This window comes from Sorangium sp. So ce362, assembly GCF_051519845.1.
Classification (GTDB): Bacteria; Myxococcota_A; Polyangia; order Polyangiales; family Polyangiaceae; genus Sorangium.
The window spans coordinates 1,955,739-1,977,136 of the sequence record NZ_CP150332.1 but is presented as its reverse complement, the minus strand read 5'-3'; the positions used below and the strand labels follow the sequence as shown (position 1 = coordinate 1,977,136).

The window sequence follows — 21,398 nt, the reverse complement described above, 5'->3', positions numbered from 1 at the left end:
TCAACGGCCGTGCCAGCGCGTTCGCGGGGCAAATCGCGGGAATTCTGGCCGATTGTTGTACCATTCTGTACCATCTTGTACCGATGGTACATGACGGCCTTGCGCCAGGCGCCGTGGTCGACGGCCGCTACGACGTCGTGCGCGCGCTCGGGCGAGGCGGGCTCGGCTCGGTGGTCGAGGCGCGCGATCGGCTCTTCGATCGCGACGTCGCGCTGAAGTCGCTGCGCTTCGACTCCGCGGGCGCGACCGAGGCGTTCCGGCGGGAGTTCTCGCTGCTCTCGGCCTGCGCGCACCCGCGCCTCCCGCGCGCGTACGACTTCGCCCGGACGACGTGCGGCGGCGCGCCGCTCACGTACACAACGGCGGAGCTCATCCGGGGCCGGACGCTGGCCGAGCACACCGGCGGACAGGCCTTCGGCGCGGCCCTGCCCGTCCTGCTCGACGCGCTCGACGCGCTCGGGTGGCTTCACGGCGCGGGCATCGTCCACGGCGACTTCAAGCCCGAGAACGTGCTCGTGCGGGACGACGGCGCGGGCGTGCTCATCGACCTCAGCGCGGCGCGGCGGATGCGCGCCGAGGCGGGGGAGCTCTCGGGCACGGCGCGGTACTTCGCGCCCGAGCTCCTCCGGGGGGCCCCACCGAGCGCGCGCTCGGATCTCTTCGCGGTGGGGCGGACGCTCGAGGCCCTGTTCCCGCTCCTCTCCGGGGCGCCGCCCGCCGCCCTGCGCCGCCTCGCGGGGCGGCTCACCGCGGAGGATCCGGCCAGCCGGCCCTCCGGCGTCGAGGAGGTCCTGGAGGCCCTCTCCGCCGGCGGCGTGCCGCGGCGCGCGCCCGCCGTCGTGAGCGAGCCGGGCGAGATCGTGGGCCGGGAGCGCGAGGTCGAGGCGTTCGGCGCGGCGCTCGCGGCGCTGCTCCGCGGCGAGCGCGGGCCGCGCGCCGTGGTGATCACGGGCGAGGAGGGCGCCGGCAAGTCGCGGCTGTTCCGCGAGCTGAAGTGGCGCGCGCAGCTCAGCGCGCCCGTCTTCGAGGGCGCGCCCCGCGGCGAGGATCCGCTCCGCGCGCTGCTGCTCCGCGCGCTCGGCCGCCCCGCGCTCCCGGCCGGCGTCGACGCGCTGCTCGGCGCCCGCAGCGAGCTCGCGGGGGCCGGGCGGCAGGCCAACGTTCTGCACACGAAGAAAATTGCGCTCACAGCGAATTTACCGAAGGCGCCGTTTGCGCCGCGCGGACCGCTCGTGCTCGCCATCGACGACGCCGACCGCCTGGGCGCGCCCGACCGGGCGCTGCTCGAGGCGCTCGTGCGGTCGGCCGAGCCGACCGACGCCCTCCTCTGGCTCGTCGCCTCCGCCGAGCGGCTCGACGTGGGTGGCGGCGCGGTCGTCGAGCTGCCGCTCGGCCCGCTCGGCGAGGCGGCGGTCCGGGTGTGGACGGCGCCCCTGGCCACGGCGGCGCGCGTGTCGGATCTCCTGCGGGCGAGCGGCGGCCGCCCGCGCGCGCTCAAGGAGATCTGCGCCGCCCTGGGGCAGCGCAGCCTGAGCGAGGCGGAGCTCGATCGGTGCGTGACCACGACGGGCACCCCGGAGCTCTGGCGCCGGCGCCTCAACGCCCTCGCCCCCGCGGAGGCGCGCGCGCTCGCGGCGCTCGCGGTCGCGGACCCGCTCGGGCCCGAGGCCGCCGCGGCGCTCGGCGTGGGGCGCGCGGCGCTCGACGCGCTCGAGGCCGCGGGGCTCGCGCGGCTCGACGGCGAGGGGTTCCGCCTCGGCCAGCCCGGACAGGCGCGGGCGCTGCTGCCCTGGCTCGACGCGGGCGCCGTGCGCGAGGTCGCGCGGGCGATGGCGGACCACCTCGCCGGCGAGGGCGAGGCGGCGCTCGCCCCGGCGCTCCGCAGCCGGCGCGCCGCGGACCGGGCGAGGGCGCTCGTCCTGGCGGGCGATCACGAGGCGGCGCGGCGGGCGCTCGCCGCGTCCGAGCCGATGTTCGAGTGGGCGCCGCGCGCCTGGGTGCGCGCGGCGGACGCCGCCTGCGAGGTCCTGCCAGCGCCGCGGACGCTCGTGGCCGCGGCGTCCGCGCTCGAGGCGGCCGGCGACCCGAGGCGCGCGCTCTCGCTGCTCGCGCGGGCGAGGCGCGCGCGGCCGCCGGCCGACGTCGGCGCCGAGCTCTCGTACCGGGCGGCGCGCTGCTACGAGAAGCTCGGCAAGGTCGAGCGGGCGCTCGGGCAGCTCGAGCGCGCGAGGACGCTCTCGCCCGGGCCGCCGGGCGCGCGGCTCGCGAGCCTCTCGGCGCGCTGCCTGCTGCGCCTCGGCCGCTACGACGAGGCCCGGCGCGAGGCGCGCGACGCGCTCGCGGCGGGCGAGCTCGACGGCGCCCTCGCGCCGGGCCTCGCCGACGCCTCGTCCGCCGCCGAGCTCGCCGAGACGCTGGGCCTCGCGCTCGGGTACCTGGGCGACCAGGAGGGCGCGCTCCGGAGCCTCGCGCGCGCCGTCGCGCTGCGGCCCGCGTCGGGCTCGCCCCGCGCCCGCGCCCGGACGCTCAGCTACCATGCGCTCCACGCCTACCGCGCCGGGGACGCGGCCCTCGCGGCGCGCGGGTTCCAGGAGGCGCTCGACCTGGCCGAGGCGGAGGGCCTCGGCGACCTGCTCGCGACCGCCGCGCTGAACCTGGGGACGGCGCGGCACCAGCTCGGCGACTGGGGCGCGGCGCTGCGCTGCTACGAGCGCGGGCTGCGGGCGGCGATCGCCTTCGCCAAGGAGCGGACCGAGGCGACCCTGCGCTTCAACCTCGCCAAGATCCACGCGGACGTCGGCCTCCTCGAGCGGGCCGAGCTCGGCGTCGCGCGCCTGCGCGCGCCGCGCGCGCTCGAGGGCGCGAAGGTCCCCGACGAGATCGCCGCGGCGGCGCTCGGGCTCGCCGCCGAGATCGCCGCCGCGCGCGGCGCGCTCGGCGAGGCGGCGCGGCTGCTCGATCAGGCCCGCGCCGGCCACGCGGCGCGCGGATCGAAGCGCGAGGCGTGCGAGGCGACGATCCACGCCGCCGAGGTCGCGCTCGCGGCGCAGGACAGGGCCGCGGCGGGCGACCGGCTGGCCGAGGCCGCGGCGCTGCTCCGTGAGACCGACGCGGCGGACCTCGCGCTGCGCCACGCGACGGCGGGCGCGGAGCTCGCGCTGGCCCTCGGCGACGCGGACGCGGCCCTGAGGGAGGTGCAGCGGGGCGCGGGCCTCGTGGCGCAGGTGGCGCAGCTCGAGCTCCACGCGAAGCACGAGGAGGTGTCCGCCGAGGTGCTCGGCCGCAGGGCGGCGGCGGCGCTGGCCGAGCGGCACCGCACGGCCGCGATCGAGTGCTGGGAGCGCATCGGGAGCACGCTCCCGGCGGAGCTCGCCGAGGCCTTCTGGCGGCACCCCCGGCGGGCCGCGCTCCGCGGCGGGCCCGCGCGGGTGGCGAGCGCGGGCAGCGCCCGCATGGAGCTCGTGCTGAGGCTCCTCGAGATCAACCGGCGCCTGAGCTCGACGCTCGACGCGGAGGAGGTGCTCCGCCTCGCCATGGACGCGGCCATCGAGCTGACCGGCGCCGAGCGGGGGTTCGTGATCCTCGCGTCGCGCCCGTCCTCGCCGGACGACCGAGGGAAGGCCAGGCTCGAGGTCGCTGTCGCGCGGAACCTCGACCGCGAGCGCGTCGGCAAGAGCCAGCTCAAGTTCAGCCACGGGATCGCCAAGCGGGTGGTCGAGCGCGGGGAGGCGGTGCTCACGGTCGACGCGCTGGCCGACGAGCGGTTCCACGGCAACGCGTCGGTGCACGCCCTGCGGCTCCGGTCGATCGTGTGCGTGCCGATCCGCGCGCACGGCGCGGTGCTCGGCGCCGTCTACCTCGACAACCGGTTCCAGCGCGGCAAGTTCGCGGAGGGCGACGCGGATCTGCTCGGCGCCTTCGCGGACCAGATCGCTGTCGCGCTGCACAACGGCAGGCTGATGGCCGAGCTCAGGGACCGCACCCGGGCCCTGGAGGAGGAGCAGCGCCGGGTCGCGGAGCTCATGCGCTCGCAGGCCGACGAGATCGAGCGGCTCTCGCACGAGCTCGAGCGGACCCGCGCGGACGCGCGCCGCGACTTCCCGGAGATCGCGGGGAGGAGCGCCCCGATGCGCGCCGTGCTCGCGCTCTGCGAGCGCGTGGCGGAGAGCGACGTGACGGTGACGGTGACGGGCGAGAGCGGCACGGGCAAGGAGCTCGTCGCGCGCGCCATCCACGCGGGCGGGCCCCGGCGGGAGGGGCCGTTCGTGGCGGTGAGCTGCGCCGCGCTGCCCGAGGCGCTGCTCGAGTCGGAGCTCTTCGGCCACGTGAAGGGCGCCTTCACCGGCGCCGTCCGGGATCACGGCGGCCTGTTCCCGTCGGCGCGGGGCGGCACGCTGTTCCTCGACGAGCTCGGGGAGATGCCGGTCGGCGTGCAGGCGAAGCTGCTCCGCGCGCTCCAGGAGCGCTCGATCCGCCCGGTGGGGTCGGACCGGAGCCTCTCGGTCGCCGACGTGCGGGTCGTCTGCGCGACGAACCGGGATCTGCGGGAGGAGGTCGCCCGGGGGCGCTTTCGCGAGGATCTCTACTACCGGGTCAGCGTCATCGAGATCCGCTTGCCGCCGCTCCGCGAGCGGCCGGACGACATCCCGGCGATCGCGCAGGCGATCGTCGAGAAGCTCGCGGCGCGCCAGGGCCGCCCGGCCTTCCGGCTGTCGCGGGGGGCGCTCCGGCGGCTCATGTCGTACGGCTGGCCCGGCAACGTGAGGCAGCTCGAGAACGTCCTCTCGCGCGCGTGCGTGCTCGCGCCGGGCCCCGAGATCGGCCCGGCCGACCTCCAGCTGCCGGCGGCGGCGCCCGCGCCGCGATCCCGGTCGCGCGCGGACTACCGGGGCGCCGAGGCGGAGCGGATCCGCGCCGCGCTCGATCTCGCCCGCTGGAACGTGTGCGAGGTGTCGCGGAGCCTCGGGATCCCGAGGACGACGCTGTACCGGAAGCTCGCCCGGCACGGGCTGCTGCGCCGGGAATGAGCGCCGGCACGTCGCGCGATCGTATCGCATCCCGGAAGAAGCTTTGAAGGACCGAGCCCCGCGTCGCTCTCATCCTCCTCGCGAGCTCCTCGCTTCGCGAAGCCACGAGCTGGCCATGAAGTCACGTCGACGGAGGGCGTCAAACCGCAGCTTGTCAGAGCGCTGGGTGCCTCATCGTGCCTGCAGCTGATGTCGTCGAGAATCTCGGATTTCAACGCAAAGACGCAAAAGCGCAAAGGCGCAAAGGCGCAAAGAGGCGGAGAGAATGACCGAGAATCAGATAGCCAAGGTCATCGTCGACGCAGCGATCGAGGTGCATCGTACCCTTCAATCCCAGACGCGCACCACCATGAGCCCCAGGCTCGACCGCTTCCCCACCGCCACGATGCGACCGTCGCGCTGGACGGCGACGGCGTAGAGGTGGTTGGCCTCCGGATGGTCGTTCAGCACGACGGCGCCCGAGGCGCCGAACCCGACATCCCGCGTGCCGTCCGGCAGGAACCGGAGGATCGAGGCCGTGATGCCCGAGGCCACGGTGCCCCCTGCGACCGCGCCGAGGATCTTGCCATCCGCCTGGAGAGCGACGCCCCGGCCTCGGACATAGTGCGCGTCACCCGCGCTCCCGCGCACAAGGCCGCCCCCGCCGAACGTCGTGTCCGCCGAGCCGTCCGCGTTGAACCGCGCGAATGTCCACTCGTTCACGCCGTCGAGCGCATAGCCCACGAGGACCGGCTTGCCGTCGCTCCCGAGGGCGAGATCTGTATCGTTGTACGGTGTCCGATCGAGGTAGGCGATGCCGCCCGTTCCGAAGCCCGCATCGAGCACCCCGTCGCGATCGAGCCGCGCCGCCAGGAAGGCGGGGCCCTGGGGCCGCTCCGTCCCTCCGACGATGATGTTGTCGTCCGCGGCGAGCGCGACGGAGTGCAGCGGGCGCTCGTCCAGCGAGAAGATGCCCGAGCCGCCGAACGCCCTGTCGGCGTCGCCCGTGGGCGAGAACCTCACGACGATGCCGCGGTTGCCCGAGATCCCGACGCCGACAGCGATGATCGCGCCGTCGCTCTGGACCGCGACGTCGAACCCCTCCGAGCCGCTGATCCAGCCAGGAGCGAGCCTCGCGACCCCGCTCGCCCCGAAGGCCTGATCGACGCCGCCGCTCGCGTTGAACCGGACGACCGAGAGCTGGGCGTTCCGCGTCCCCACCGCCAGGATGCGCCCATCCGGCTGGAGCGCCAGCGACGCGACCGATCCCTCCTGGCCGACGACGAGGCCGCCTGTGCCGAACTCGGGATCCAGCGCGCCGCTCGGCAGGAAGCGCGCGAGCCCCCAGGTGTCTCCGTCGACCCCGGCGACGACGATCCTGCCGTCCTCCTGGACGACGACGGCGCGCGCCTCGTGGGCCGTCCCGCTGGTGGCGATTCCATCTCCATCGAACGACTGGTCGAGCGTCCCCGGCGGGTCGGCGACGAGGAGAGCGACCGGCGCCACACGGTCCTCCAGCCCGGGCGCGCTGGCCACGAGCGAGGGCGCGGCGCCGCCGACCGTGGCGAGCGGATCCGCGGCCAGCGTGAGCACGCCGGTGGTCTCGTCGCCCGGGACCACGACCGGGCCCGCCGTGACCCCGCCCGGCAGATCCGCCAGCGAGAGCTCGACCTCACCCGCGAAGTCGCTCGATCGCGTGACGGTGACCGTGAGGTCCGCCGAGCCGCCGCGCACCACGCGCGTCGCCGCCGGGTCGAGCGCGATCGAGAAGCCCGCCTGGGGCATCCCGCCCCCGCTGCCGGACGCAGGCCCGCCGCCGCTCCCACCTTCGCCTGACGCGGCGCCGCCATCACCGCCGTCACCGCCGGCGCCGTTGCCCCCGGCGCCCCCGGCGCCGTCGCGCGAGACATCGTGAATGCCGAGGATCCCCTGGCAGCCGAGCGCGAGGCAGGCCGCGGCCGCGCCCGCGAGGCAGGCTGCGCGCGCGAGCCGGACACTTCGGGCTGGCCGGGCCAGCGCGCGCTTCTGCGCGAACGGGAGGATCATTGGCGCGAGGCTATCACGCCGGCTCCGCGCCGGACGCAGCGCCGCGGCGGCGCCGGCGGTCACGCGCTCGTGGAGCCAGGCGGCCCGCACTGTACATTCGTTCATCCATCTGCTAGCCGACAGGCATGCGCTCCCGCAAGGCCGCCGCCGTCGTCGTCGAAGAGCTGCCGCCCGACGACGACGAGCCCGTCGACGCGATCCCACCCGACGACACCGCGGCGGACGAGGCGTTCTCCGCCGCAGGAGGGCCGCCCTCGCTCGATCGGATCTGCATCGACTGCGGCAGCAGCGGCGGCGCGCACGACGGCTGCGCGCACCGCGAGCGCGCCCGCTTCCACGCGCCGCCGCGCGCCGCGATCGAGCTCGTCGCGCGCCTGCGCCGGGCCGCCGCCGAGCACCGGGCCGCCGCCCGCGCCCTCCGCGCCCTGGTCACCGCCGAGCACGCGCGCGGCCGCGCCGAGCTGGAGAGGGCCGAGCCGGAGCCGGTCGAGCCATCGGTGCCCGAGGTGGCGCCGGAGCCGCCCGCTCCGCCCCGGCCCGCCGCCGCGCCGGAGCCGGACGGGCTCCTGTCGGCGCTCTGCCCGCGCTGCGCCGAGCGGACCGAGGCAGCGCCGGCCGAGCCGGACGTCGGGGCGCCGCCGCGCCGGCCGAAGCGCAAGGGGCGGGTGCCCCTCGAGCAGCAGGCATTCCCGTTCACGGGCGACCCCGAGCAACGCTCGCCGCACGGCGCGTGAGCCCCGGTCACGCCTCCGCTGTGATCCCGCTGCCGGGTAGTGCTCAAATTTCAACATGAAGGCGGGAAGGCGGGAAGGCCGGAAGGCCGGAAGAAAAGCTCAATGATCTTCCCGCCTTCATGTGAACTCTCTCCGGGCAAATGTGAGCACTACCCGCCGCCGACCGGCATGACGCACGCGCGCGTTCCATGCTAAACGTACCTGTTTATGACGGCGGCGCGGCGGAATGCCGGTGCTGGGGACAACCGAGGATTCTGCCACCATGTCGCTCGATAGAGCCATCGGCCTCATGTGCCACGACATCTGGGGCACGTATTTCTGCGAGGTGCTCGGCGGTATCCAGTCGGCCGCAGGGCGCTCCGGATATCGCGTGATCGCCGTCAAGTCGTCGCCGCGAGACGTTCACCGGCTGAAGCTCGCGCGGGACCAGATCGACGGGTGGATCGCCCTGATCGATCCGACGGACATCGAGCTCTTCCTCGACGACGGCCGGCCGGTCGTGACCCTCAGCGCGCGCTCCAGGGACGGGCGCTGCCCGTACGTCCTGCCCGACAACCACGGCGGCGCCCTGGCGGCCGTGCGTCACCTGATCGAGCACGGGCACAGGCGGATCGTCTTCGCGGGCAACATGGCGCACGAGGATATCCGGCAGCGCTTCCAGGCGTACCGCGATGCGCTCGAGGAGCGCGGGATCCCGTTCGATCCCGCCCTCGTCTTCGAGCTCCCGAACAACGAGAGGGTGAGCGGGCGGTTCGCCGCGCAACGCCTCGTCGAATCGGGCATGTCCTGCACCGCGATGTTCGTGGCCACCGACCAGGGGGCGCTCGGGGCCATCGACGCGCTCTCCGAGGCGGGCGTCCGCGTCCCCGAGGACCTCGCCCTCGTCGGGTTCGACGACATCGAGGCGGCCAGGTACACCTCTCCGCCGCTGACCACGGTCCGCCAGCGCTTCGACTGGATCGGCAGGACGGCCGCCCAGCTGCTCATCGATCTCCTCGCTGGACGGGATGTCCCGAGCGCGGGGCACATCGCGCCGACGCTCCTGGTCGTGCGCCGCTCGTGCGGCTGCTCGCCCGCCCCGGAGCAGCCCGAGGCGCCCGCGTCGGCCGAGGGCGCCGCGGACCAGGCCGACACGCTCGCTCGCGAGCTTGTCGCTCTCGCCACCTTCTCGTCGGCGCCCGACCGGAGCGCGCCGCCGACCGATACCTGGCCTGGCGTGACGGACGTGGTCCTCGGGCTCGAGGCGGCCGTCCAGGGGAGGCCAGGCCCCCCTCCGGCGGCGCTGGAGCGGGCATGGCGGGAGGCCGCGGAGCAGATGCCCCATATCGACCTGCTCCTGGCGATCATCGACCGGCTGGAGCAAGCGGGCCAGTCGATGCTCCGCGGCGCCGGGGACGCCGCCGCGAAGCGGCGCGTCACGGGGTACATCCGGAGGGCCCGCCACGACATGATGGAAGGCCGGGTGGCGATCGAAGCGACCCGCGCCGATTACCTGAACAGCCTCCTCGACATCAACCTCGTTGTCCGGGAGACGCTCTTGGAGCACGCCGACAACGGCGGGAGCAAGCTGAGCTGGCTCTCCGCGGTGCAGATGAGCTGGGGCTGCCTCGCCGTGTGGGAAGAGCCCGGGGACGCCGGTCCCATGCTGCGGATCGTCGAGAGCTCCTGCCCCGGCACGCCGATCGCCTCGCCGGCGGCGGACACGCGCATTGCGACGGCGGAGTTCCCGCGCGGCGACTGGCTGCCTGCCGCCGTCCAGGTCGACGGCGACCACGTCATCCGGCTCATCCCGCTCCGCAGCCAGGGCGAGGATCGCGGCGTCCTGGCCATCTGCGCTCCGGTGAGCAGCCCGCTCGGGCTGGATCACCGGGACATGGACATGTGGGTGGCGATGCTCACCGCGACATTCGAGCGCGCGTCGCTCATCGAGTCGCTGATCGAGCAGGAGAAGCAGACGCGCGCCGCCTACGAGCGCGAGCGCGCCCTCGCCGACGCCGTGCGCCGGCTCGGGTGCCCGGTCATCCCGCTCGACAAGGGGGTGCTGCTCGTGCCGCTCGTCGGGGCCATCGATCTGGAGCGCGCGAGCCACGTGCTCGAGGTGGTGCTCGCGGAGCTCAGCCGCCAGGAAGCCGAGGTGTTGCTGATGGATATCACCGGCGTGCCCTTCGCCGACATGCAGGTCGCAGCGTCGCTGACGAAGACGACCCGCGCCGCCCTCCTGCTCGGCGCCGAGGTCATCGTCGTGGGGATGCGGCCGCAGGTCGCGCAGGAGTTCACCCAGCTCGGCATCGACCTCGAGGGGATGACGCTTTACCCGACCGTCGCCAGCGCGCTCTCGGCGCTGCGCCGCAGGCGACAGCCGATCACCGGACCACGGATGCCACATGCCTGAGCCGCCGCCCGGCAGCGTCCGGCGCTCCCGGAGCGGCCGCCTGCGCAGCGGACCGGCGCCGACCTCGCCGTGCATGGGTCCACATTGTCGTTGACCTGATCGCGCCGGGTAGAGGAGGCTGCCTCCGGAGGAGCAAGCCATGTCGAACCTTGTACGTCTGTCCGCCGCGACAGCGCTCGCGGCCGTCGCGATGCACGTCGGCGTGCTCGTCACCAGCACCAGCGGGTGCGGAGGCGGTGAGTGCGACGAGGATCCCATCGAGTGCAGCACCACCGACGATTGCCCCTTCTGGGTCGTCCGGTGCAACGGCGGGTTCACAGGGCGCGCTGGGCAGTGTACAGCCGACGGCTGTTGCCTGCGTTCCATCGATGTATGCTTGGCAGTCTGCGACTCGTTCGAACAGAAAGTCGAGAGCTGCTTGCAAGCCCGATGAGCTCACCCCGCCGTCGGGATCCGAACGGCAGGCGCGCGCTCGGCTCCTCTACGACGCCTCCACGTCTGGCTCCGCCGCCCCTGCCCCGCGGGCCCGCGCGCCGCGCTCGCCTTCGCCGGGTGCGCGGCGCGGCGCGCGCGGCTTGCTCCGACTGACGCCCACCCGCCGCACGAACGAGAGGAACTGCCCGAGCGTGGGCGAGGCGTCGTCGGCGCGCCACGCGACGAGGAGGACCGTCGACGGCGCGCCCACGATCGGCCGCAGCACGAGCCCTCTGCGTCGGATATTCTTGATGGATTCCGGCAGGATAGAGACGCCGAAGCCCGCCGCCACGAGGCTCAGGATGTCGAGGTGCAGCGCCTCCTGCACGATGCGCGGAGAGAAGCCCGCCTCGCGGCAGAGCCCCATCACCAGGTCGAAGAAGGCCGACCCGCGCTGGCGCGGGAACACGACGAACGGCTCGTGCGACAGGAGCTCGAGCGGGATGCGCTTGTGCCCCGCGAGCGGGTGATCCGCCGGCAGGGCGACCAGGAGCGACTCGCGGCGGACGCACTCGGAGGCGAGCCGGGCGTCGTTGAGCGGCGCCCGCACGAACCCGACGTCGATGCGCCCGTCCTTGAGCGCGTCGATCTGCTCCTGCGGCGGCATCTCGCGGAGCGCGAGCTCCACCGACGGGAAGTCCGTGCGAAAGGCGCGGACCAGCTCGGTGATGCCGCTGTAGGCGAGCGACGACAGGTACCCGACCACGAGGCGCCCGGTCTCGCCGACGCTCGCGCGCCTGGCCTCGTGCACCGCGAGCTCGAGCGCGTCGAAGACCCGCCGGACGTGGGCGAGGAAGACCGCGCCCGCCGGCGTCAGCTCCACCCGCCGCCGCGAGCGATCGAAGAGCGAGAACCCGAGCTCGGACTCGAGATCCTGGATCTGCCGGCTCAGCGGGGGCTGGGCGATGCCGAGCCGCTGCGCCGCGCGGCCGAAATGCCGCTCCTCGGCGACGGCCGTGAAGTACCGGAGGTGGCGCAGATCCATACCTTGAAGGTATCGTGTGATACGAAATAATAGATTGGACGAACGTCAGGGGCACCCTAAATGCGACGCCTGCCCTCCGGGCGCCGCCCCGGCCGGGGCGCTCCGGCGGGGGACGGGAAATGGCCCATGTGGCTCGTCCGGATCGCGCTGCAACGCACGTACACGTTCATCGTGATGTCGATGCTCATCGTCATCCTGGGCGTGTTCACCATCACCCGGATGCCGACGGACATCTTCCCCGACATCGACATCCCGGTCCTGTCCGTCATCTTCAACTACGGCGGCCTCCCTCCCGAGGAGATGGAGAAGCGCATCGTCAACAACTACGAGCGCTTCCTGACGACCACGGTCAACGACATCGACCACATCGAGAGCCAGTCGCTCACCGGCATCGCGATCATCAAGATCTTCCTCCAGCCGGGCGCCAGCATCGAGGCCGCCACCGCGCAGGTCACGGCGGTCTCGCAGACCGCCATCCGCATGATGCCGCCCGGCATCAGCCCGCCGCTCATCATCCGTTACAGCGCCTCGAGCGTGCCCATCCTCCAGGCCGCGCTCGAGAGCGAGTCGCTGAGCGAGCAGCAGCTCTTCGATTACGCGGTCAACTTCATCCGCGCCGACATCGCCACGATCCGGGGCACGCAGATCCCCTGGCCCTACGGCGGCAAGCAGCGCCAGATCATGGTCGACATCGACCCGCAGCGCCTCTTCGCCTGGGGGCTGTCGCCGCGCGACGTGAACGCCGCGCTCGGGCTGCAGAACGTCATCCTGCCCTCCGGCACGGCGAAGATGGGGGAGAACGAGTACCCCGTCCTCATGAACAGCAGCCCCGAGGCCTTCGAGGACCTCGGCAAGCTGCCGCTCAAGACCGTCAACGGGACGACCGTGTACCTCCGCGACGTCGCGAGCGTCCGCGACGGGAACGCGCCGCAGACGAACATGGTGCACGTGGAGGGCAAGCGCAGCGTGCTCCTGAGCATCCTCAAGAACGGGAGCGCGAGCACGCTCGACGTCACCTCGCGCATCCACGCGATGCTGCCGGCCACGCTGGAGAAGCTCCCGAAGGAGCTCAAGGTCTCGCTGCTCTTCGATCAGTCGGTGTTCGTGCGCGCGGCGGTCGACGGGGTCGTGCACGAGGCGCTCATCGCCGCGGGGCTCACCGCGCTCATGATCCTGCTGTTCCTCGGGAGCTGGCGCAGCACGCTCATCGTCGTCCTCAGCATCCCGCTTTCGATCCTCGTCTCGATCATCGCCCTCAACGCCCTGGGCCACACGCTCAACGTGATGACGCTCGGCGGGATGGCGCTCGCGGTCGGCATCCTCGTCGACGACGCGACCGTGTCCATCGAGAACATCCACCGCCACCTGGGGCAGCGGAAGCCGTTCATCCGGGCCATCGTCGACGGGGCGCAGGAGATCGCCCTCCCGGCGCTCGTCTCCACCCTCTGCATCTGCATCGTCTTCGTGCCGGTGGTCTTCATCACCGGCGCCGCGAAGTCGCTCTTCGTGCCGATGGCCATGGCGGTCGTCTTCGCCATGCTCATGTCGTACTTCCTGTCGCGGACGCTCGTCCCGACCCTCGTGCGCCTGTTGCTCGAGCGCGAGGCGGCGGAGCACGCCGGCGGCCATGGCCCGGAGGGGACGGCGAACGCGAAGAGCCTCTTCGGGCGCGTCTTCGCCGCGTTCAACCGCGCCTTCGACCGGCTGCGGGCGGCGTACGGCGGGTGGCTCGCGTGGGCGCTCGCGCACCGCGCCGGGTTCGTCGGGGCGTTCCTTGTGTTCGTCGCCGCCTCGGTCGCGCTGATCCCGCTCCTCGGCCGCGACTTCTTCCCGACCGTCGACGCCGGGCTCATCAAGCTCCACGTGCGCGGCCCGGCGGGCACCCGCCTCGAGGAGAGCGAGCGGCGCTTCGCCCAGATCCAGGAGACCATCCGCGAGGTGATCCCGCCGGGCGAGATCCGCACGATGCTCGACAACCTCGGGATCCCGGCGAGCGGCATCAACCTGTCGCTGAGCGAGGGCGCGCAGATCTCGTCGGCCGACGGGCAGATCTTCATCGCGCTCGAGGAGCACCACCAGCCGACCGCCGACTATGTCCGGAAGCTCCGCGCGAAGCTCAACGCGACGTACCCCGAGTCGACGTTCTTCTTCCTCGCCCCCGACATCTCGACGCAGGTGCTGAACTTCGGCCTCGCGGCGCCGATCAACGTCCAGGTCGTGGGCCCGATCGGCAAGGAGGACGAGACCTACGCGGTCGCGCTGCGGATCGCCGACCGCATGGAGAAGATCCCCGGCGCGGTCGACGTCCACCTCGCGCAGGTGCCGGCGAGGCCGCAGCTCCGCATCGACGTCGACCGCACCATGGCCGACCAGATGGGGCTCACCCAGCGCGACGTGGCGAGCGACGTCCTGGTCTCGCTCTCGTCGAGCGGGCAGACGTCGCCGACCTACTGGCTCGACAAGCGCGGCGTGCAGTACCTCGTCGCCGTGCAGACGCCCCAGTACGCGATCGGGTCCATCGACGATCTGAACGCGACGCCGCTGTCGAGCGGCGACGGCCGCCCCCAGCTCCTGTCGAACGTCGCGTCGCTGTCGCGCACGACAGGGCCGGCGAACATCACCCACTACAACGTCGCGAGGACGTTCGACGTCCAGGCGAACGTCGACGGCACCGACCTCGGCTCGGTCGCGGGCGCGGTCGCGCGCGTCGTCGACGAGCTCAGGCCCGAGATGCCGCGCGGGACCAAGGTGACCATCAAGGGGCAGGCGGAGAGCATGGACTCCTCGTTCACAGGGCTCGGCTACGGGCTCCTCTTCGCGGTCGTGCTCGTCTACCTGCTGATGGTCGTCAACTTCCAGTCGTGGCTCGACCCGCTGATCATCCTGATGGCGCTCCCGGGCGCGGTGGCGGGCATCGCGTGGATGCTCTTCGTGACGCACACGACGCTGAGCGTGCCCGCGCTCATGGGGTCGATCATGTGCGTCGGCGTCGCCACGGCCAACAGCATCCTCGTCGTGACGTTCGCGAACGAGCAGCGCAAGCTGGGCCGCGACGCGGGCACCGCGGCGCTCGCCGCGGGCATGACGCGCCTGCGGCCGGTGCTCATGACGGCGCTCGCGATGATCTTCGGCATGCTGCCCATGTCGCTCGGCGTCGGCGAGGGCGGCGAGCAGAACGCCCCGCTGGGCCGCGCGGTCATCGGCGGCCTGCTCGTCGCGACGCTGAGCACGCTCTTCTTCGTGCCGGTGATGTACAGCCTCCTCCGGAACAAGGCCCCGGCCCGAGACCTGCTCGCAGAGGACCTATGAGCCCCCCCGACCCTGCTCTTGCCCCCGCTCCGCCCCCGGGCCCTCCCGCCGACGATCTCGGCTTCGATCTGCCGCCGCCCGCCGCGATGACGCGGACGCGCGGCGTCGCCCTCGGCGTGGGCCTCGTCGTCGTGCTCGGGGCCGCGTTCGCCGCGGCCTACCTGCCCCGCCGGAGCGCCCGCGCGGCGCTCGAGGAGGGCGTGCGGGCCACCGAGGGCGCCGCCCCGCGCGTCGTGGTCGTCGCGCCGCAGCCTGTGTCGAGCGACAGGGCGCTCGCCCTGCCGGGGAGCATCCAGCCCCTCGAGGAGACGGTCGTCTACCCGCGCGTGAGCGGCTACGTGCGGAGGTGGGCCGTGGACCTCGGCGACAGGGTCGAGGAGGGGCAGGTCCTCGCCGAGATCGACACGCCCGAGCTCGATCAGGAGCTCGCGCAGGCCCGCGCGCAGCTCGTTCAGGCGAGCGCAGGTCTCGTGCAGGCGCAGGCGAGCCGCGACCTGTCGCGGTCGAGCGTGAAGCGCTACGAGCAGCTCGTCCCCGCGGGCGTGGCGCCGCAGGAGGAGCTCGAGGAGCGGCAGGGGCAGGCGCACGTCGCCGAGGCGGGCGTCACCGTGGCGCAGGCGGCGATCACCGCGCAGAAGGCGAGCATCCAGCGCCTCCTGGATCTCAAGAAGTTCGCGAAGATCGTCGCGCCGTTCGCGGGGACGGTCACCTCGCGGACGATCGAGCGCGGGGCGCTGGTCACCGCGGGCAACGGGACGCCGCTCTTCCGGATCGCCGCGACCGACCCGGTGCGCGTCTTCGTGGGCGTCCCGCAGGACGTCGCGCCCAGCGTGCGGGTCGACGCGCCCGCGAAGGTCACGGTGCGCGAGTTCGCGGCGCAGCCGTTCCAGGGCACGATCGCGCGCACGGCCGGCGCGCTCGACGCGGCGACGCGGACGATGAACACGGAGGTGCGGGTGCCGAACCCTGACGGGCGGCTCCTCGCGGGCATGTACGCCGAGGTCGCGCTGACCTTGTCCACGCCGCACCGCGTGCTCGAGATCCCGGCGACGGCGCTCTACAACGACGCCAAGGGGCTCCGCGTGGCCGTCGTGGAGGCCGGGGGCAAGATCCGCTTCGCGCCCATCACCGTCGGGCGCGACACGGGCGCGACGATCCACGTGTCGACGGGGCTCGACGGGAGCGAGCGCATCGTGAAGCTCGCGAGCGCGGAGCTGACCGACGGGATGGCGGTCGAGGTCGTGCCGTGACGCCCCGGGAGGGGCTCGCCGGGGCTCAGGCCGTCACTCGACCTGCGTCGCCGCGAACGGGTTGAGCTGGTTGGTATACAGGTCCTCGGCCTTGAGCTGGCCCGCCTTCAGCTCGCCGTCCTTCACCAGCCAGTCGATCCAGACCTGGTATTCCTTGGCCGACAAAAGCCCTCCTTTGCCGGCGACACCCATGCTTGTCCAGTACTTGACCAGCGACGCGTCCTCGTTGCGGCCCCGCCGCGCGATGATGCGCTCCAGGCGGGCCACCACCTCCTCGCGCGGGGTCGTCCGGGCCCACTCGATGGCGCGCGCCGCCGCCTCCACGAGCTTGCGGGCGCTGTTCGGGCTCTCCTTCAGGAAGCGCCTTGTCAGCACGTAGCTGCCGGCGGTGAACTCCCCGAACAGCTCGTGATCCGAGAACAGCGCCCGGAGGCCGCCGCGCTCGAGCGCCTTGTCGCGCAGGATGTCGCCGAGGACCGAGACGTCGACCTGCCCCTGCCGGAGCGCCTGCTCCGCGCTCACGGGCGGCAGCACCACCAGCGTGACCTGCGCGATCTCGTCGCTCGTCAGCCCGTGACGCGACAGGTACTCCTTCAGCATGAGCTCGTGGTGCGCGCCCAGCGTGTTCATGGCGACCTTCTTGCCGAGCAGATCCCGCGGCCCCCGGATGGCGCTGTCCTCGGTCACGTAGAAGCCGCTCCACCGCTTCGCGTCGACCCCGTAGCCGCCCACCACCGCCCGGAGCGGCGCGCCGGCGGCGATCAGCTTGATCACGGCGCCGTTGAACGCCTGCCCGAAATCCGTGTCTCCGGTGACCACCGTCTGGATGTCCTGCGGCCCGCTGATCGTGTTGCCGACGTAGCTCAGCTGGATCGGGGCGAGGTACCCCAGATCCTCCGCCAGCTCGGGCAGCGTGACCACGCCGGAGAACCCCTGATAGCGCAGCTCCAGCACCTCGTGCTCGCCGTCGCCCTTGCCCCGGCCGCCGCCGGGCTCGGCCTTCGAGCAGGCCGCGAGCGCGAGCGCGACGCAGAGCGCCGCCGCGAACGCGCGGCGGGTGGCGGAGAGCGGAGCAGGGCTGTCGAGTTCACTCATGATGCAGGGCCTCTGTGCGCCGTGCGTCGGCGCCGGGTCTGGCTCATCTCTCTTCTGCCGGGGCCCCCTCGACGGCGCGGCGACGCGCGCCTCTACTCGGCGGCCGCGGGCTCGGGGGACGCGGGGTGCACCGCCGCCACCGCGCTCGACGTCCTGCGCGCCAGGGCGAGGAGCAGGCCGAAGAGCACGGTCAGGAGCAGGAACATGGACTGGAGCCCCAGGCTCTTGCCCACGAGGCCGCCCACGGTGCTGCCGAACAGGCCTCCTGACGGCCCCACAAGGGCGTGCAGGCCGGCCACCTTCCCCCGCCCCACCCGCGCGCCGATCCGGGCGATGCGGGTGAGGTTCGCGATCTGCAAGAGGCCGAGGCCGAGGCCGAGGAGCAGGCCGCCGGCCCGGAGCAGGGTCAGATCGCGCGAGAGGCCGAGCAGCAAGAGCGCGCTCGGGACGAGGACGAAGCTGGCGAGATAGACGCGCTCGTGCCCCAGCCGGCCCACCAGGCCGCCCAGCGCGAACAGCGCGAAGATGTACGTCACGCCCTCCCAGGCGAGCAGCCCCGAGGCGTCGGCCGCCGTCAGCTGGGCGACGGTGATGCCGATCGGGATGATGAAGAACATGAAGAACGAATTGACCGACTGGGTCGCGAACTCGATCATGCACACGCTGCGCAGCTCGATGTCCTGCGCGAGCAGGGCGAGGTCGGACCGGACGCCGGAGAGCCGGAGCGCTCGAGGGGAGGTGGACCGCGCCGCATAACGACCGAAGACGATCGGCGACATGAAGACCGTGACCAGGAAGCACACCCCGATGAGCCAGTAGGTGCCCCGGAAACCCAGGGCCTTGGTGAGGGTGGCCGCGAGCATGGGGCCGAGCAGGAACATGCCGACCATATGGGTGCCGCGGTACCAGCCGGCCTTGCCCTCACCCACCGTCTCGAGCTGCTGCATGAACACGGTGCTCAGCGAGACGAAGCGCAGCGGCATGAAGAAGCTGATCGCCGTCGTGCAGGCCAGCAGGAACACCGGAGACGGGACCGCCGGCAAGGCCATGTAGAGGGTCCCGGCCACGAGGCTCCCCAGCACGAACAGCCGCGCCGGCCCGAGGTGCTCCACGAGGAGCCCGATCGGGATGCTCATGAGCAGCACCCCGATGCTCTGCGACCCGGCGATGAGGCCGAGCAGCGCCTCGTTCGCCTCGAGCTCCAGCGCGTAGAGCGTCGTGGTCACCTTGGCCACGCCGACGCTGATGCCCATGACCGAGGACAGCGCCGCGAACACCAGAAGAAAGCGGTTCTTGTCGATGAAGGAGCGCAGCTTGACCTCGGGGCACGGCTCGCATCAGGCCTGTTGATCCGCGCCAGCGATCAGCAGCCGTCACCGCGTGCCAGCGACGCTCAGCAACCCCCGTGCCGCCCCGCCGCGCGCCGCATTTCGAGGCAACCCGCGCTCGCGCTGCTGCCCTGGCAGCACCCGGTGGTGATCCGCTGCTCCGGCGCGAGCAGGACGACGCCGCCGCGCTCGATGGCTCGAGCCGGGGCCCCGCTTGAAGGGCCGGTGAACGCCGAGGCCGGCGGCGCGCCTCGCCGCGGCCGCTCGCCGTCGCTCCAGGAGGGCGCCCGGGCAGGATCGTGTACGCTCGCGGGCATGCCCATCACGCGACTCACGAAGGCCGATTCGAAGGTTCGCCTCGATGACATCTCGACCGACCCGCCGCGCGACGCGACGAAGCAGGAGGCGGCCGAGCGGCTCAAGGAGCTCGGCAAGGAGCTGCTCGAGCTCCAGGAGCTCATGTGGGGGGCGCGGACGCACAGCGTCCTGATCGTCCTCCAGGGCCGCGACGCGGCCGGCAAGGACGGCGCGATCAAGAACGTCGTCGGCGCGCTCAACCCGCGCGGCGTCTCGGTGAGCTCGTTCGGGGTGCCCACGAAGGAGGAGCGGGAGCACGACTTCCTGTGGCGGATCCACCGGCAGGCGCCCCGCGCAGGGGAGTTCGCCATCTTCAACCGCTCTCACTACGAGGACGTGCTCGTCGTGCGCGTGCACGACCTGGCGCCGAAGTCGCTGTGGGGCGAGCGCTACGACCATATCAACGACTTCGAGGAGCTGCTCGCCGAGCACGGGACCCTCGTGCTCAAGTTCTTCTTGCACATCAGCAAGAAGGAGCAGGAGAAGCGGCTCCTGGAGCGCGAGGAGGACCCCTCGACGGCCTGGAAGCTCAACGTGAACGACTGGAAGGAGCGGGAGCACTGGGACGAGTACACGGAGGCCTACGAGGAGGTCTTCCGGCGCTGCACCTCGCGGCACGCGCCCTGGTGCATCGTCCCGGCGGACGCCAAGTGGTACCGCAACCTCGTCGTCGCCGAGGCCGTGGCCGAGGCGATGCGCGAATACCGCGACGACTGGCTGAAGACGCTCGAGCGGAACGGGAGGGCGGGCCGCGAGGAGCTCGAGGAGTACCGGAGATCGAGGGGCGTGCGGCACAAGGGGTGAGCCTGTCGCCTCGGCGGCTCAACCCCTCCTCGCAGGAGCACGGCGATGGCTTTCCCTCGCTCGTGCGCCGCGCGCGGCCATGGCCGCGCTCACCTGGCGAGCGCCTCGAACCAGGCGCGCAGAGGCCGTGTCCCGCGCGTGGGCGCGACCGAGTCGGACGTCATGACGGCCGCCACGAACTCCAGCAGATCCGACATCCGCGGATGGATGCCCTCGAGCAGCACGCTCGTGGACCGGAGCACCCCCGCGGGGATGTGCACGATATACCCCTTCTTCCCGACGGCGTCGAAGGCCAGCCGCATCACCTCGTCGCGGGTCATGACGTCGGGACCGCCCACGGGCACCACGTCAGGGCCCCCGGCGAGCACCTCGGCGAGGGCCTCCGCGACGTCCACCGGGTGAACCGGGTTGGTCCTCGCCAGGCCGTCGCCGGGCACCGTGCCCACGCCGGCGCGGGCCATCGTGACCAGGTCGTTCAGCGCGGAGAAGATGCCGGTCGGGCGCACGAACGAGAACGAGAGACCCGAGGCGCGAATGCGCTCCTCCACCTGGAGATGGGCGGCGAGATAGCGGGTGTGGGCATAGCCGGGGCCCGGGTGCGCGGAGAGGTAAACGAAGCGCTTCACCCCCGCCCGCTTCGCCGCCTCGAGCAGGCTCGTGTTCGCCACGACATCGACGTCATGGTAGCTCCTGCGCTCGCGCAGCGTCATCGACACATTCGCGCCGAGACACGAGATGACCGTATCGATGCCGTCGAGCGCGCCGCTCACGGCCCCGGGCTCCGCAGCGTCGGCGACGACGACCTCCGAGGCGAGGCCGCGGAGGCGCGCCGCGTTGCCCTGGGTGCGAGAGAGCGTGCGCACGAACTGCTCCCGCGCGCGGAGCAAGCGCAAGAGCTCGGTGCCGACCACGCCCGTGGCGCCGGCGAGGAGGATCCGCTGCACAGTCATCGGGGCACCCGTTCCTTTCGAGCGCGGCGCCCGGGAGCGCTCCGTCGCTCCCGGGCCAGCCGCGCAGCGACACAAGCCTTTCCAGCATGTCGGCGTCGACGTCAAGGATCACGGGATCTGCCGGCGGACAGGCAGGTCTCACGGTGGCTCCGGCGGACGCGCCGCGCAGACACAACGTGTCAATCGACAGCGGGCTCAGGTCATCCGCCGGACCATCCTGGTGTGCGGGATCCCCGCCTCGTCGAAGATCGGCCCCTCCTCGACGAAGCCGAGCTTGCGATAGAACGGCGCGGCGACGACCTGGGCGTTCAGGACCAGCGCGCGCGCGCCCTGCGCGGCGCCGATGCGGATCGCCTCCTCGAGCAGCCGCCGCCCGAGGCCGGCGCCGCGAAGGTCCTTCCGGACGGCGACGCGGCCCACCTTGAGCGCGCCCTCGTACGGCAGGATCCGCATCGTCGCGACCACCTCGTCGCCGTCCAGGACGACGAAGTGCTGCGCGCCTTCGTCGAGCTCGTCGACCTCGATGTCCTCGGGCACGGCCTGCTCGACGACGAAGACCTCGTACCGCAGGCGGAGGGCGCCGGCGTAGAGCGGCGAGTCGCTGCGGATCGGGAGGATCTTGCGGGCCATCACGCGCTCGGCCATGCCGGATTCGTGCGCTGTCACGA

The 21,398-nt window shown here is 72.8% G+C and carries 14 protein-coding genes; 7 read left to right on the top strand and 7 right to left on the bottom strand.

Annotated elements, in window-relative coordinates:
* The first annotated feature begins 83 nt into the window (after positions 1–83).
* Complete coding sequence (locus tag WMF17_RS07850) at positions 84–5,027, top strand: sigma 54-interacting transcriptional regulator (RefSeq protein WP_437648816.1); 4,944 nt, start codon at positions 84–86, stop codon at positions 5,025–5,027.
* 327 nt (positions 5,028–5,354) lie between these two features.
* Here the strand turns inward: WMF17_RS07850 and WMF17_RS07845 are convergent, their stop codons facing one another.
* Positions 5,355–7,052, bottom strand: a complete 1,698-nt coding sequence (locus tag WMF17_RS07845) for a hypothetical protein (protein ID WP_437648815.1) — start codon at positions 7,050–7,052, stop codon at positions 5,355–5,357.
* Between the two features lie 125 nt (positions 7,053–7,177).
* Here WMF17_RS07845 and WMF17_RS07840 point away from each other — a divergent pair, with 125 nt between their 5' ends.
* The 3 genes from WMF17_RS07840 to WMF17_RS07830 all read left to right on the top strand — a co-directional run bounded on the left by WMF17_RS07840 (position 7,178) and on the right by WMF17_RS07830 (position 10,611).
* Positions 7,178–7,786 (top strand): hypothetical protein, encoded by a 609-nt coding sequence (locus tag WMF17_RS07840; protein WP_437648814.1) that lies wholly within the window; start codon positions 7,178–7,180, stop codon positions 7,784–7,786.
* Positions 7,787–8,048: 262 nt separating this feature from the next.
* Positions 8,049–10,178 carry a substrate-binding domain-containing protein gene (locus WMF17_RS07835; protein ID WP_437648813.1) on the top strand — a complete coding sequence of 710 codons (2,130 nt, stop codon included), beginning with the start codon at positions 8,049–8,051 and terminating at the stop codon, positions 10,176–10,178.
* A gap of 139 nt (positions 10,179–10,317) precedes the next feature.
* Positions 10,318–10,611 carry a hypothetical protein gene (locus tag WMF17_RS07830; protein ID WP_437601332.1) on the top strand — a complete coding sequence of 98 codons (294 nt, stop codon included), beginning with the start codon at positions 10,318–10,320 and terminating at the stop codon, positions 10,609–10,611.
* Between the two features lie 48 nt (positions 10,612–10,659).
* On the opposite strand, the gene WMF17_RS07825 is transcribed toward WMF17_RS07830, so the two are convergent.
* Positions 10,660–11,637 carry a LysR substrate-binding domain-containing protein gene (locus WMF17_RS07825; RefSeq protein ID WP_437648812.1) on the bottom strand — a complete coding sequence of 326 codons (978 nt, stop codon included), beginning with the start codon at positions 11,635–11,637 and terminating at the stop codon, positions 10,660–10,662.
* Between the two features lie 126 nt (positions 11,638–11,763).
* Between WMF17_RS07825 and WMF17_RS07820 the strand changes: the two genes are divergently transcribed.
* Both WMF17_RS07820 and WMF17_RS07815 read left to right on the top strand, forming a co-directional pair.
* Entirely contained in the window at positions 11,764–14,946 is a 3,183-nt protein-coding gene (locus WMF17_RS07820; protein WP_437648811.1) for an efflux RND transporter permease subunit, read from the top strand.
* Positions 14,943–16,196, top strand: coding sequence for an efflux RND transporter periplasmic adaptor subunit (locus WMF17_RS07815; protein ID WP_437601327.1), 1,254 nt, complete (start codon positions 14,943–14,945; stop codon positions 16,194–16,196). The genes WMF17_RS07820 and WMF17_RS07815 overlap by 4 nt, the downstream gene beginning before the upstream one ends.
* A 33-nt stretch (positions 16,197–16,229) precedes the next feature.
* On the opposite strand, the gene WMF17_RS07810 is transcribed toward WMF17_RS07815, so the two are convergent.
* From WMF17_RS07810 to WMF17_RS07800, 3 genes are all read right to left on the bottom strand, one after another.
* Positions 16,230–17,291, bottom strand: coding sequence for an ABC transporter substrate-binding protein (locus WMF17_RS07810; RefSeq protein ID WP_437601326.1), 1,062 nt, complete (start codon positions 17,289–17,291; stop codon positions 16,230–16,232).
* Positions 17,292–17,383: 92 nt separating this feature from the next.
* Positions 17,384–18,568 (bottom strand): MFS transporter, encoded by a 1,185-nt coding sequence (locus tag WMF17_RS07805; RefSeq protein WP_437601324.1) that lies wholly within the window; start codon positions 18,566–18,568, stop codon positions 17,384–17,386.
* Positions 18,569–18,684: 116 nt separating this feature from the next.
* Entirely contained in the window at positions 18,685–18,936 is a 252-nt protein-coding gene (locus WMF17_RS07800; protein WP_437601322.1) for a hypothetical protein, read from the bottom strand.
* Between WMF17_RS07800 and WMF17_RS07795 the strand changes: the two genes are divergently transcribed.
* On the top strand, positions 18,935–19,780 hold the full coding sequence (locus WMF17_RS07795; protein WP_437601321.1) for a PPK2 family polyphosphate kinase: 846 nt from the start codon (positions 18,935–18,937) through the stop codon (positions 19,778–19,780). The genes WMF17_RS07800 and WMF17_RS07795 overlap by 2 nt on opposite strands.
* A gap of 89 nt (positions 19,781–19,869) precedes the next feature.
* Here the strand turns inward: WMF17_RS07795 and WMF17_RS07790 are convergent, their stop codons facing one another.
* Both WMF17_RS07790 and WMF17_RS07785 read right to left on the bottom strand, forming a co-directional pair.
* Positions 19,870–20,730, bottom strand: a complete 861-nt coding sequence (locus WMF17_RS07790; RefSeq protein WP_437601319.1) for an SDR family oxidoreductase — start codon at positions 20,728–20,730, stop codon at positions 19,870–19,872.
* 195 nt (positions 20,731–20,925) lie between these two features.
* Positions 20,926–21,396 carry a GNAT family N-acetyltransferase gene (locus WMF17_RS07785; protein ID WP_437601317.1) on the bottom strand — a complete coding sequence of 157 codons (471 nt, stop codon included), beginning with the start codon at positions 21,394–21,396 and terminating at the stop codon, positions 20,926–20,928.
* Positions 21,397–21,398: the final 2 nt, after the last annotated feature.

Bases quoted from the DNA above. Each gene is read 5' to 3' on its own strand.
- WMF17_RS07850 (WP_437648816.1), top strand. From the start codon at position 84: ATGGTACATGACGGCCTTGCGCCAGGCGCCGTGGTCGACGGCCGCTAC.
- WMF17_RS07845 (WP_437648815.1), bottom strand. From the start codon at position 7,052: ATGATCCTCCCGTTCGCGCAGAAGCGCGCGCTGGCCCGGCCAGCCCGA.
- WMF17_RS07840 (WP_437648814.1), top strand. From the start codon at position 7,178: ATGCGCTCCCGCAAGGCCGCCGCCGTCGTCGTCGAAGAGCTGCCGCCC.
- WMF17_RS07835 (WP_437648813.1), top strand. From the start codon at position 8,049: ATGTCGCTCGATAGAGCCATCGGCCTCATGTGCCACGACATCTGGGGC.
- WMF17_RS07830 (WP_437601332.1), top strand. From the start codon at position 10,318: ATGTCGAACCTTGTACGTCTGTCCGCCGCGACAGCGCTCGCGGCCGTC.
- WMF17_RS07825 (WP_437648812.1), bottom strand. From the start codon at position 11,637: ATGGATCTGCGCCACCTCCGGTACTTCACGGCCGTCGCCGAGGAGCGG.
- WMF17_RS07820 (WP_437648811.1), top strand. From the start codon at position 11,764: ATGTGGCTCGTCCGGATCGCGCTGCAACGCACGTACACGTTCATCGTG.
- WMF17_RS07815 (WP_437601327.1), top strand. From the start codon at position 14,943: ATGAGCCCCCCCGACCCTGCTCTTGCCCCCGCTCCGCCCCCGGGCCCT.
- WMF17_RS07810 (WP_437601326.1), bottom strand. From the start codon at position 17,291: ATGAGTGAACTCGACAGCCCTGCTCCGCTCTCCGCCACCCGCCGCGCG.
- WMF17_RS07795 (WP_437601321.1), top strand. From the start codon at position 18,935: ATGCCCATCACGCGACTCACGAAGGCCGATTCGAAGGTTCGCCTCGAT.
- WMF17_RS07800 (WP_437601322.1), bottom strand. From the start codon at position 18,936: ATGCCCGCGAGCGTACACGATCCTGCCCGGGCGCCCTCCTGGAGCGAC.
- WMF17_RS07790 (WP_437601319.1), bottom strand. From the start codon at position 20,730: ATGACTGTGCAGCGGATCCTCCTCGCCGGCGCCACGGGCGTGGTCGGC.